The sequence below is a fragment of the Pseudomonas sp. LP_7_YM genome (genome assembly GCF_004364435.1).
Taxonomy (GTDB): Bacteria; Pseudomonadota; Gammaproteobacteria; order Pseudomonadales; family Pseudomonadaceae; genus Aquipseudomonas.
This window is the reverse complement of the sequence record NZ_SOCT01000015.1, coordinates 73,747-87,014: the sequence shown is the minus strand read 5'-3', so window position 1 is coordinate 87,014 and position 13,268 is coordinate 73,747. Positions and strand designations below refer to the sequence as shown.

General features: G+C 60.6%; 6 protein-coding genes. 3 read left to right on the top strand and 3 right to left on the bottom strand.

The window, feature by feature from the left end; genetic code table 11:
- Positions 1-186: 186 nt before the first annotated feature.
- Genes recC through recD form a run of 3 tightly spaced genes read left to right on the top strand, consistent with a single transcriptional unit; the run spans position 187 to position 9,466 of the window.
- A complete protein-coding gene (gene recC, locus EC915_RS22785; RefSeq protein WP_133752764.1) occupies positions 187-3,672 on the top strand; it encodes an exodeoxyribonuclease V subunit gamma in 3,486 nt (1,161 codons plus the stop codon).
- The gene (gene recB / locus EC915_RS22780) at positions 3,669-7,382 is read left to right on the top strand and encodes an exodeoxyribonuclease V subunit beta (RefSeq protein ID WP_133752763.1); all 3,714 of its coding nucleotides are present in this window, start codon (positions 3,669-3,671) and stop codon (positions 7,380-7,382) included. The genes recC and recB overlap by 4 nt, the downstream gene beginning before the upstream one ends.
- Entirely contained in the window at positions 7,379-9,466 is a 2,088-nt protein-coding gene (gene recD / locus EC915_RS22775) for an exodeoxyribonuclease V subunit alpha (RefSeq protein WP_133752762.1), read from the top strand. The genes recB and recD overlap by 4 nt, the downstream gene beginning before the upstream one ends.
- A 158-nt stretch (positions 9,467-9,624) precedes the next feature.
- Here recD and EC915_RS22770 read toward each other — a convergent pair whose 3' ends face one another.
- The 3 genes from EC915_RS22770 to EC915_RS22760 form a co-directional block, all read right to left on the bottom strand.
- Positions 9,625-11,172 (bottom strand): amino acid ABC transporter permease/ATP-binding protein, encoded by a 1,548-nt coding sequence (locus EC915_RS22770; RefSeq protein WP_133752761.1) that lies wholly within the window; start codon positions 11,170-11,172, stop codon positions 9,625-9,627.
- A 162-nt stretch (positions 11,173-11,334) separates the two neighbouring features.
- Positions 11,335-12,138, bottom strand: a complete 804-nt coding sequence (locus EC915_RS22765; RefSeq protein ID WP_133752760.1) for an ABC transporter substrate-binding protein — start codon at positions 12,136-12,138, stop codon at positions 11,335-11,337.
- Positions 12,139-12,197: 59 nt separating this feature from the next.
- Positions 12,198-13,262 carry an isopenicillin N synthase family oxygenase gene (locus EC915_RS22760; protein WP_133752759.1) on the bottom strand — a complete coding sequence of 355 codons (1,065 nt, stop codon included), beginning with the start codon at positions 13,260-13,262 and terminating at the stop codon, positions 12,198-12,200.
- Positions 13,263-13,268: the final 6 nt, after the last annotated feature.

The window sequence follows — 13,268 nt, the reverse complement described above, 5'->3', positions numbered from 1 at the left end:
TAGTGTGGGGTTTCCCCATGTGAGAGTAGGTCATCGTCAAGATTGAATTTCAGAACCCCGTCTGCGCAAGCAGGTGGGGTTTTGTTTTTGCGCGCAGAAAACCCAGCGTTCTGCATCCCCCTCGTGGATGCCACGGCAGTGCCCCTCTGTTAGTCTTCCCCCTCTCCAAACACCTAGGAAGCAGCTATGCCAGTGACATCCAACCTCAGCCCAGGGTTCATGGTGGTTCATGGCAATCGCCTGGACGAACTGCGCAGCCTGGTGGTGTCCTGGATGCGGCGTTACCCCTTGACTCCCTTGGAGAATGAAGTCGCTCTGGTGCAAAGCAATGGCATCGCCCAATGGCTGAAACTGGCTTTGGCAGAAGATGCGCAAGATGACGATCAAGGCGGCTGCGGTATCGCTGCGGCAATAGACGTTCAGCTTCCCGGCAGTTTCATGTGGCAGCTGTATCGCGCCGTGCTGGGCAAGGATGATATTCCTGAAACCTCGCTGCTCGACAAGGCACCGCTGACTTGGCGTTTGATGAGACTGCTGCCTGCGCTAATCAATCAACCTCACTTTGAGCCGCTCCAGCGCTTCCTGACCGCCGACACCGACCTTCGCAAGCGCTACCAACTGTCAGAGCGGCTTGCCGACCTGTTCGACCAATATCAGGTGTATCGCGCCGATTGGCTGGAAGACTGGGCCGCTGGCCGACATCAGCTGCGAAACGTGCGAGGAGAGTCCAAACCGCTCAAGCCCGAAAACTGCTGGCAAGCCGAGTTGTGGCGTGCGCTGCTCCACGATGTCGGGGCAAAAGGCATGGCCCAGAGTCGCGCTGGTGTACATCAGCGTTACATCGAAAGCATCAGGACCATGACCGAAGCGCCCGTCGGCTTACCCGCGCGCGTTATCGTATTTGGCATTTCCTCTTTGCCTGCTCAAGCGCTCGAAGCATTGGCCGGGCTGGCTCGCTTCAGTCAGGTGCTGCTCTGCGTACATAACCCGTGCCGCCACCACTGGGCAGACATTGTCGCTGACAAGGATCTGCTGCGACACGAATACAAGCGGCAGTCGCGCAAAGCAGGCGTACCTGTATTGCTTGACCCTGAGTCGCTGCACCAGCACGCTCATCCGTTGCTCGCGGCCTGGGGCAAGCAAGGGCGCGATTACATCAACCTGCTGGACAGTCACGACGACCCTGACAGCTATCGTTCGATTTTCCGCAACGGGCGCATCGACCTGTTCAGCGAGAGCGATCCCCAAACCGTTCTCAACCAACTCCAGGATGACATCCTCGAGCTGCGCCCGTTAAACGAAACCCGCGAGCGGTGGCCTGCGGTTGATGTGAAGACAGACCGGTCCATTCGCTTCCATGTGGCCCACAGTGCCCAGCGCGAAGTGGAGGTGCTGCATGATCAGTTGCTGGCCCGGTTCAGCAAGGATCCGAGTCTGCGCCCTCGGGATGTGATCGTGATGGTGCCGGACATCGACAGCTATGCCCCGCACATTCGCGCCGTATTTGGCCAGCTTGATCGCGATGATCGTCGCTTCATTCCGTTCACGCTGGCAGACCAGGGACAGCGAGGCCGTGACCCTCTCTTGATTGCGGTCGAGCACCTGCTGAAGATTCCTGACAGCCGCTTCCCGGTCAGCGAGATTCTTGATCTGCTGGACGTTCCCGCTCTAAGAGCACGTTTTGGCGTCAACGAACGCGACCTGCCGACCCTGCATCGCTGGATCGAAGGCGCAGGCGTGCGGTGGGGACTTAATGCCAGACAACGTCAAGGTCTCGGCCTGCCTGAGTCGCTTGAGCAAAACAGCTGGCATTTTGGTCTGCGCCGCATGTTGCTGGGATACGCCGTCGGGGCGGGCAGTGCCTATGACGACATCGAACCCTATGACGAAATCGGCGGGCTGGACGCGGCGCTCATCGGCCCGTTGGTTGCGCTGATCGACGCGCTGCAGGTCGCTCATGCCGAACTGTCGCAACCTGCTTCACCCACGGTCTGGGGCACGCGCCTGCAGGCTCTTATGCAGTTGTTCTTCAGTGCAGAAAGCGAGCACGACGACTACCTCCTGGGCCAGCTTGAAGCCCTCCGCGAGACGTGGCTGGAAACCTGCGAAACAGTCGGCTTGGTCGAGGCGCTGCCGCTAACCGTTGTGCGTGAAGCGTGGTTGGCTGGCCTTGATCAAGGACGCCTGTCCCAGCGTTTCCTGGCAGGCTCCGTCAACTTCTGCACGCTGATGCCGATGCGTGCAATCCCGTTCAAGGTTGTCTGTCTGCTGGGTATGAATGACGGCGACTACCCGCGTGCTCAGCCGCCTTTGGATTTCGATCTGATGGGCAGCGACTACCGGCCAGGTGATCGTTCCCGCCGCGAAGACGACCGCTATCTGCTGCTCGAAGCACTGCTGTCGGCTCGCGATCAGCTGTATGTCAGCTGGGTCGGGCGCAGCATTCGCGACAACTCCGAGCGTCCGGCGTCGGTACTCATCGGCCAATTGCGTGATCACCTGGCCAGCGGTTGGCGACTGGCCGCTGCGGTCGAACCGGAAGACGACAAAAAGCGCGATCCCGGCCAGCAACTGCTGCACAGGTTGACCCTCGAACATCCGCTTCAACCCTTCAGCGCCAAGTATTTTCAAGAGAGTCTGGAGTTTTTCAGTTTCGCCCGTGAATGGCAGGTGCTGCATGAGGCTGTCGCCACAGTTGGCTCGATTAAAGCGCTTGAAAAACATGAGCAGGAAGAACCGCTGAGCCTGATGCAGTTGCAGGATTTCTTGCGCAATCCGGTCAAACATTTCTTCAGTCAGCGCCTGAAAATTTTCTTCGAAGGGGCCGAAGCACCCTTGGCCGACGAAGAGCCTTTTGTGCTTGATGCTCTCGAGCGGTATGGATTGAGTGACAGCCTGCTGCAGGCTGCGTTGATCAACCCGGATCACACTGGCGACTCGCTTCGCGCGCAAGCGACTCGGCTGCAAGCCAGTGGGCTGTTGCCCATGGCCGGGTTCGGCACGCTCCTGCAGGACGAGCTTATCGAGCCGTTGCCGGACCTGGTTCAGCGCTACCACGACCTATTGCGCAAATGGCCCGAGCGCCTGCACAGCGCGCTTCCAGTGACCTACGCCCACCAAGGCATCGCGCTTGACGGTTGGCTCGACGGTCTTCATCAGAATGCCCAGAACCAGCTCCTGGCAGTCACCGCCATTCCCAATGCCATTGGCGGCAAGAAAACCCGCAAATGGCATCGGCTGACCCGACCTTGGGTTAACCATCTGGTGGCCTGTGCCTGCGAACTGCCGCTGACCACGGCGTTGGTCGCCAGCGACGAGACGCTGCTGCTGCCACCGCTGGACAAACACAGTGCCGCAGGAATTCTCGATAACCTGCTGCTCGCCTGGCAACAGGGTATGCAACGTCCTCTGCCAGTGGCCGTGAAAACTGCATTCGCATGGGTGGGCCACAGTGATGAGGTCAAAGCCGAAGCGACCGCGCGCAAGACCTATGAAGGTGATGGCCAGAACAGCAAGGGCGAGCGCGCGGAAAGCACCGCGCTGGCACGTCAGTTCCCGGATTTTGACGCGCTGCTCGACAGCGAGGAATTCACAGGCTGGTGTGAGTCGTTATACAAGCCGATTTTCGAAGCGCCCTGGCAATCCCTTTCCAGCGAGGAGGCCGGCGCATGAGCGACGTCCCGCAACCTCCAGCCCAACATCCTTTGGCTTTGCGCTTTCCGCTCAAAGGCAGCCAGCTGATCGAGGCCAGCGCCGGCACCGGCAAAACCTTCACCATCTCGGCGCTGTACCTGCGTCTGGTGCTTGGCCACGGCAGCGAAGTTTCAGGCTTTGGCCAAGAGTTACTGCCGCCGCAAATTCTGGTGGTGACTTTCACCGACGCCGCCACCAAGGAGCTGCGTGATCGTATTCGTACGCGTCTGGCCGAAGCTGCGCGTTTTTTCCGTCAGGAGATCGAAGCGTCCGATGCCCTGATTACCGATCTGCGCAACGACTTTGCCCAAGAGCAATGGGCCGGTTGCGCGAGTCGCCTGGACATCGCCGCGCAGTGGATGGATGAGGCGGCGGTATCGACTATCCACAGCTGGTGTCAGCGTATGTTGCGCGAGCACGCCTTCGACAGCGGCAGCCTGTTTACCCAAAGCCTGGAAACCGACCACAGCGATTTGCTCGGCCAGGTGCTGCGCGATTATTGGCGCAAGTTCTGCTACCCCATGACGGGCGATTCACTCCATTGGGTACGCGATAACTGGAGTGGCCCGGCCGCCTTGTTGCCACGGGTTCGCGCGCTGTTCGGCAGCGAGCGTGGGACCGTCACCCAATCCCCGACGCAACTGATCGAAGCATCCACTCAGGCACGCCGCGACGCGCTGCGAACACTGAAAGCACCTTGGGCCAACTGGGCTGCCGAGTTACACGCCATTTGCCTGGATGGCGTAGCGTGCAAGGTCGTCGATGGCCGCAAGATGCAGGAACGTTATTTCAGGCCATGGTTTGACAAGCTGATCGCTTGGGCCAACGACGACGAGCAGGAGCAACTGGACCTGGGCACTGGCTTCACCCGACTCACCCCTGACGGCATCGCTGAAGCCTGGAAAAACAATCCGCCATCGCATCCGGCGTTCGAGGCAATGGTTGAGCTGAAAGTCGCCCTCGATACGCTGCCAACCCCTGATGCCGCAGTGCTTGAGCACGCAGCGCAATGGGTCGGTGCGCGCTTTGAAGAAGAAAAGCGTCGTCGCGCTGAAATGGGTTTCGACGACATGCTGTTACGCCTGGACGCTGCGCTGCGAGGCTCCGGTGGCGAGCGGCTGGCGACCCTGATCCGCGAGCAGTTTCCGGTTGCTCTGATCGATGAGTTCCAGGACACCGACCCTGTGCAGTACCGGATTTTCGACAGCATTTATCGTTTGCAGCAAAACGATCAAAGCACCGGGCTGTTCCTCATCGGCGACCCCAAGCAGGCGATCTACGCCTTCCGCGGTGCGGACATCTACACCTACCTGCGCGCGCGTTCGGCGACCACCGGGCGCCTGCACACGCTGGGCACCAACTTCCGCTCAAGCCACGCGATGGTCGAGGCGGTGAACCATGTGTTCGTCCGTGCGGAAAAAAGACCCAGCGGGCGCGGCGCTTTTCTGTTTCGCAGTGCCGACGACAATCCGGTGCCGTTCCTCGCAGTAGCCTCCCAAGGCCGTAAGGAAAGCTTGCAGTTCGACGGCGATGTCGTCCCTGCGCTGAACGTCTGGCAACTGGAAAGCGATCAGCCGGTCTCGGGGGCTGCGTATCGTCAGCAGTTGGCCGCCAGCTGCGCCAGCGAGATCGTGCGCTTGCTCAACGCCGGGCAACAGGATCGGGCAGGTTTCGCCAAGACGGGAGAGCCGCTGCAAGGCCTGCGACCTGCCGATATCGCCATTCTTGTGCGCGATGGCAAAGAAGCACAGGCGGTGCGTGCCGAACTGTCGGCCCGTGGCGTGCGCAGTGTTTACCTCTCCGACAAGGATTCGGTATTCGCCGCGCAGGAAGCCCATGACTTGCTGGCCTGGCTTAAGGCCTGTGCCGAACCGGACGCCGAGCGCACCCTGCGCGCCGCACTGGCGTGCATCACCCTCGACCTTCCGCTGGCCGAGCTTGAACGGCTGAACCAGGACGAACTGGCGTGGGAAAATCGCGTCATGCAGTTCCGCGATTATCGCCGCATCTGGCGCAGCCAAGGTGTACTGCCGATGCTGCGTCGGCTGCTGCATGACTTCAAATTGCCTCAGGCATTGATCCAGCGTGTCGATGGCGAACGGGTGCTGACCAATCTGCTGCACCTCTCTGAACTGATGCAGCAGGCCGCCGCTGAACTCGATGGCGAGCAGGCGCTGATTCGTCATCTGGGCGAGCATTTGGCACTGTCCGGGCAAGCGGGTGAGGAGCAGATTCTGCGCCTGGAAAGCGACGAGCAACTGGTCAAGGTCGTGACCATTCACAAGTCCAAAGGACTGGAATATCCGCTGGTGTTCCTGCCGTTCATTTGCTCGACCAAGCCGGTGGATGGCAGCCGCCTGCCGCTGCATTTCCATGACCCCGAAGGGCATGCGCAAATCAGTCTCAAGCCCACCGCCGCGCTGATTGAACAGGCCGATGATGAACGTCTTGCCGAAGATCTGCGGCTGCTGTACGTCGCACTCACGCGTGCGCAGCATGCCTGTTGGCTGGGCGTTGCGGACATCAAGCGTGGCAACACCAACGGCTCGATTTTGCACCGTTCGGCGCTGGGTTATCTGCTGGGCGGTGGAGAGGTTATGGCCGAATCGGCGGGGCTCACTCAATGGCTGCAATCGCTCGTCGACAACCAACCGATGCTGCATGTCCAAGCCATGCCTTTGCCCACCGCCGAGATGTTCAGCGCCCCGCGCAGCGAAGCCGTATTGAGCAGACCGCGCATGCCCCGGCGCAGCGCTCGGGAGAACTGGTGGATCGCTTCCTACAGCGCCTTGCGCATTGGTGACACCATTACCGACAGTGGCGATCAGTCTCCCGACAGCCCACAAGCGCAGAAGCTGTACGACGACGAACGCCTGGACCCGGATGCGCCCCGCGAACTGCTGGTCAGTGGCGGCGACATCCACCGCTTCCCGCGTGGCCCCAACCCTGGCACCTTCCTCCACGGTCTGCTGGAGTGGGCAGGGGAGAAGGGTTTTGCGCGGGTCGCGCATGATTTGGCTGCACTGGAAAAGGTCGTGGCGCAGCGCTGTAACCGACGCGACTGGAAGGGCTGGATCAACACCTTGACCGACTGGTTGGCGCATCTGTTGAACATGCCGCTGCGGTTGGGATCTGATATCCAACCGGTCGCCTTGAGCGAACTGGATCAGCCCAATCAATACCGCGTCGAGATGGAATTCTGGTTCGCATGCTCGAAAGTGGACGTGGCGCAGATGGACGCTTTGGTCCGTCGCCACACCCACGACGGCGCGCCTCGGGCGGCGGCGGAAACCGTTTCGCTCAATGGCATGTTCAAAGGTTTTATCGACCTGACGTTCGAGCATCAGGGCCGATACTACGTAGCCGATTACAAATCCAACTGGCTGGGCGTCGATGACGATGCCTATACAGAAGCGGCAATGGAAAGCGCGATTCTGGAGAACCGTTACGACCTGCAATACGTGCTCTACCTGTTGGCCCTGCATCGTCAGCTCAAAGCGCGTCTGGCCGATTACGACTACGAACAACACATGGGCGGCGCAGTGTATCTGTTCGTGCGTGGCAGTCGCGCAGCAAGCCAGGGCGCGTGGTTTACGCGACCGCCCCGCGAGCTGATCGAGAATCTGGATCTTTTGTTCCAAGGTCGTGCCTTGGTCGACGAAGCCGTGTTGCCGGGAGACTACGCATGAACCGCACCTTCGCACATTTGCTGCCTACGCCCCTGGACGCCGAAAGCCTCGCCGCGCTCAAACCCTTAAGCCGTGTCGATGACCTGCTGCTGTTGCTGGGGCGCTGGGTGGAGCGCGGCTGGTTGCGTGCACTGGACAAAGCGTTCGTCGCGTTTCTGGCGGATCTCGATCCGGCGGCGGACTCGTTGGTCCTGCTGGCAGCGGCATTGACCAGCCATCAGCTCGGGCACGGCCATGTCTGTCTGGACCTTTACGAAACGCTGAAAGAGCCTGACTTTGCCTTGTCGCTGCCGCCTGAGGGCGATGTGTTATCGACACCGATGCTGCTGCCGTCTGCATTGCTCAAGGCCCTGGATGGCGCGACCTGGTGTCAGGCGCTGGCCGATAGCGTGCTGGTGGCTAAGGCGGGCGATCACAGCGAAGCCGCAGCGCAGAAGCCGTTGGTGCTGTCCGACCGTCGCTTGTACCTTCGCCGCTATTGGACCTATGAGCGCAGGATCGACGCAGCGCTGCGTCGTCGCCTGGCTCAGAGCGAACCCGCTCCGAGCGATCTGGCACAGCGTCTGGATGCATTGTTCGGCGCGGCCAACCCTGCGCCTGAGGCCCTGATCGACTGGCAAAAGCTCGCCTGTGCGCTGGCCACGCGTGGCGCGTTCAGCATCATCACCGGTGGCCCCGGTACCGGCAAAACCACCACCGTGGTGCGGTTGCTGGCGCTGCTGCAGTCGCCTGCGGTGGAGCGTGGCAAGCCGCTGCGTATTCGTCTGGCAGCGCCGACCGGCAAAGCGGCAGCGCGGCTGACCGAGTCCATTAGCCATCAGGTGCAGTCGCTGCAAGTACCGGAAGATGTGCGGCAAAAAATCCCTGGTGAAGTGACCACCGTGCATCGCTTGCTGGGCAGTCGTCCCGGCACCCGGCACTTCCGTCACCACGCCGGCAACCCGCTGCCGCTGGACGTGCTGGTGGTCGACGAAGCTTCGATGATCGATCTGGAAATGATGGCTAACTTGCTCGACGCCCTGCCGCCTCATGCACGCATGGTGCTGCTCGGCGACAAGGACCAGCTGGCCTCGGTGGAGGCTGGTGCGGTCTTGGGCGACCTGTGTCGCGACGCCGAAGCAGGCATGTACAGCCCGCAGACTCAGGCATGGCTGGAGTCGGTCAGTGGTGAGGACTTGAGCGGGAGTGGGCTGCAGCAGGGCGATGATCAGCGGCATGCCCTGGCCCAGCAATTGGTGATGCTGCGTCACTCCCGGCGTTTCGTGGCGGGCAGCGGCATCGGGCAACTGGCGAAGCTGGTCAACCGGCAGCAGGATCAGGAGGCTCGTGCCCTGCTCGCGGGACGCAGTCATGCGGATCTGTTTTCCCTAGCGCTCAAAGGCGAACAGGACCGTGCCCTGTCACGGCTGTTGCTGGACGGCCACGGTAACGGCCCGCAGGGTTATCGGCATTATTTGGGCGTGATGCACGCGCAACGGCCACAGAACCTGACTTTGATCGACGACCCACGCTGCATCGAATGGGCACGCGATGTGTTGAATGCGTTCGACGAATTCCAGTTGCTTTGCGCCGTTCGAAAAGGGCCGTGGGGCGTGGAGGGGTTGAACCTGCGCGTGACCCAAACGCTGTTCGCTGCGCAGCTGATCGAGAGTGATCAGCAGTGGTACGAAGGGCGTCCGGTGCTGATGACCCGCAACGATTACGGCCTGGGTTTGATGAATGGCGACATTGGCATTGCCTTGCGTCTGCCGGAAGGGCCGGTGGAAGAACATCGTCAGGCACTGCGTGTCGCCTTCCCGCGCAACGACGGCAGTGGCGGTGTGCGGTTCGTGCTGCCAAGTCGGCTTAACGACGTTGAAACGGTGTACGCCATGACCGTACACAAATCCCAGGGCTCGGAGTTTGCCCACACGGCGTTGATTCTGCCCGAGGCGCTGAACCCGGTGCTGACCAAGGAGCTGATCTACACCGGCATTACCCGGGCGAAGAACTGGTTCAGCCTGATCGAGCCGCGTCAGGGGGTGTTCGAAGAAGCGCTGCGGCGCAAGGTCAAGCGGTTGAGCGGGCTGATGTTGGGGGTATGAGGTGATATAGGCCAGCCCAGATTCAGGGCTGGCGCAAGATGCCTGTGGAAGCGAATTCATTCGCGGTGCATCGGCGCATCTTTAGCGGATGTAGCGGGCGCTCGCGAAGGGATTCGCCCCCAGAGGGTGGTCGTCACCCGCCCGGAGTCCCGACAGTCTCACGCCTCCTTGCGCGCCCGTTCCTCTTGCCCAACCACGCTATCGAGCCCCATGAACCTGCGCACCCGCTCGCCGCACTGATCAGCAAGGATGGCCTGTGGTGAGGCGTCAACCTGCACCACGCCGTTTTCCATGAAGATCACCCGGTCCGAAATCGACAGGGCGAAGTCCATTTCATGGGTGACGATCAGCATGGTCATGCCTTCTTTCGCCAGCGCGCCGATGACTTTGAGCACATCGCCTACCAGCTCCGGGTCCAGCGCTGATGTTGGCTCGTCGAACAGCATGATCTGTGGATCCATCGCCAGGGCGCGGGCAATCGCCACGCGCTGCTGCTGACCGCCCGAGAGCTGGTGCGGGTACTTGTGCGCATGGGCCAGTAGCCCGACCTTGTCGAGCAAGGCGTACGCGCGTTGTTCGCTGATGGCTTTGTCGCGGCCGTGATAACGCGGGGCCAGGGTCACGTTGTCGAGAATGGTCCGGTGAGGGAACAGGTTGAAGTTCTGGAACACCATGCCAATGCGCTGCACGCCACGGCGTATCTGCGGCGCGTTGGGATTGTCCCCGGCATGGATGAAGCCCTCGCCAAACAGGATGATCTCGCCCTTGTCGATGGTTTCAAGGCTGTTCACCGTGCGAATCAACGAAGTTTTGCCTGAGCCTGACGGGCCAATGATCGAGATCACCTGTCCGGTGCCGACCTCCAGATCGATGCCCTTTAGCACTTCGTGATGGCCGTAGCGTTTGTGGATGTTGACCAACTGCAATGCGGGCGCCGACCCGGGACCGGTGGACTGACGGGCTGACGCTGGCTGCGCGCTCAGCGTCGAACGCAAGTGAGTCAAGGCGCTGTTGTCCAGCGTCTGCGGCGTGCGATTGTTCAATTCCAGATGCTGTTCAAGCCAGTGAAACAGCCAGCCGAACAGGGTGACGATCAGCACGTAATACACCGCCACCGCCGACAGGGTTTCCATCACCAGAAAGTTTTGCGCATACAGCCGCTGACCCACGGTCAGCAACTCGGTCAGGGAAATCACCGACACCAGCGAGGTCAGTTTCACCACGGTGATGTATTCGTTGATTAGTGTCGGCAGGGAAATACGGAAGGCTTGCGGGATGACGATCAGGCGCTGCATGCCGAGCAGGCCCACGCCCAGTGCGCGTCCGGCTTCCTTCTGGCCTTTGGCAACCGAGATCAGACCTCCGCGGTGGATCTCGGCCATGTACGCCGCTTCCGTGACGACCAACGCCAGCAGCCCTGCATAGAACGGGTTGGACAACACTTCGCGAGTGATTGGAAACATCTGCGGCAGGTTGTAGGTGAACACCACCAGCACCAACAGCGGGACGCTACGAAAGAACCAGATATAAATCGACGCCGGTACGCTGATCCAGCGCGAGGTCGAGAGTTTGGCTGAGGCCAGCAGGAACCCAAGCAGCATGCCGATGAACCAGCCCAAAGCGCTGAGTTCGATCACCGTGATGCAGGACTCCCAGAAGTCCGAGACCGAGAACAGCGAAAAAAAGTAAGACCATTCAAATTGCATACACACCTCAGCGGGGCAAAACCCTGCGGGGCCCCTTGTCAAACTCGATGTCCGTGGGATTGGGCACGCTCAGGAAAGGGCGCGTACCGCCGTGAAAGAAGGGCTGGATGAACCGGCCTCTTCGTGAGCGCGCTCACTCCCACAGAGGTAAAGCATCAGCCTTTAGTTACCGGGCTCTTCCAGGTTGTACTTTTTCAGCAGCGCGGCGTACTCGCCGGATTTTTTGGCCTCGTCAAAGGCCTTGAGCAGCGCTTGATACAACGCGTCGTTGCCCTTTTTCACGTAGATGCCCAAGGTCTGCTGGTAGATCGAATGCTCGGTGCTGACCACCACGCGACCCTTGGTGCGTTCGGCGATCATGCCGGCCGCGCCGTCGATTTCCACTTGCGCCTGAACGTTGCCCGAGAGCAGCGCCTGGGTCACTTCAGGAGCGGACGGAAACTCGCTGACCGCGATAGCGCCCTTGTTGTTCGGCACGCAGTAGTCGGTGGACAGCTTGTTGAACTGGGCCACCCATGTGGTGCCTTTTTCCAGGCCGACTTTCAGGCCGCAGAGGTCTTCCGGCACCTTGGGTTTAACCGTGCTGTCCTTCAGAACCATGATCGCTGCGCCGGTTTTGGCGTAAGCGATGGTCTGCGCCTGGGTCTGACGCTCAGGGGTGATGTACATCCCCGAAATGATCGCGTCGTAGTGTCCTGCATTGAGGCTCAGGATCAGGCTGGAAAACTTGGTGTCGATGAACTCGGCCTTCAAATCCATGTGCTTGGCCAGCAGGCGCGAAAGGTCGGGATCGGACCCTACGATATTTTTCTTTTCGTCATAGGATTCGAACGGCGGATAGGTGATTTCCATACCGACCTTAAGCTGGTCGGGTGTCACCGTGGTGGCAGCGTGAGCCAAGGTCGCGCCGAGCACGGCGGCCCCTAGAACAGTCAAGCGGACAGCAGTGTTCAAAGTGTTGCGCATCGTCGGTGACTCCACGTCAGGAAGGTAGGGCACGGTGTGTCTGGATGTGTGGTGGCGCATCAGGAAGCATCCTGTGCCTGATTCTTCAAGTGGCCGAAGCTCGAGGGCTTTCGCGCCTTTTCGTACAGTTTCAGCTCGCCGCGCTCGACTTTTCGGCGCAGGTACTGATAGGTCTGCAGGGCCTGACCGAACATGTGCTCGCCAATGGTGATCTCTTCGTATTGCGCCCCTGCATGATCGAATTGAGGGAGCGGCTTGATCTGGGTATGAAAGTCGCAGGCGAAGAACAGCGGAAACGAGTAGCGCTCCTCGCTGACCGTGCGTACCCGATGAGCCGTAGCAACGAACGTACCAGCGGTCATGACTTCCAGCATGTCGCCGATATTGACCACGAACGCGCCCTCAACCGGGGGGGCGTCGATCCACTGGCCCAGATCGTTCATCACTTCCAGCCCCGGTTTATCGGCGAGCAGCATGGTGAAGCACTCGTAATCGGTGTGTGCACCAATACCGGGCGCGTCCTGCGCGGCGTCATCGAACGGGTAATGAATCAGGCGCAGCTTGGAAGGCGGCCGGGTGACCATCGCCTCGAAGTAACCCTCTTCAAGGCCCAACGCGAGGGCAAAGCCGTCGAACAGGCGACGGCCCAGGGCAAACACGGCGGCGTAATACGCTTCGATCGCCGCGCGAAACCCCGGCAGGTCGGGCCATTCATTAGCGCCGATCAACGGGGTTCTGGCGATCACCAGCGGATCTTCGTCACCGACTTCGAAGCCGATGTCGAAGGCTTCCTTATGATCCGGTTTGCCCTTGGCGTACACCTCTTCGCCTTCCGGCACGAAGCCTTTATGGCTGCGCGAGGTGCCGATGTAATACCGCATCTTGTAGTCCAGAGACTGGGCAAACAGCTCCTTGGCAGCCCGACGCAGGCCATCGATCAATGACTGCTCGATACCGTGACTCTTGACGTACAGAAAGCCCACTTCCCGCGCGGCCTTGCCCAATTCGTCGGCCACGGCCTGGCGCTGGGTGATGTCGGCGCTGTAAAGGCCAGCGATGTCGACCACGGGAATTCGGCTGAAATTGGCGACCTTTGGGGCCGTCGCTTGAGATTGTTCAGGCATGGCGAA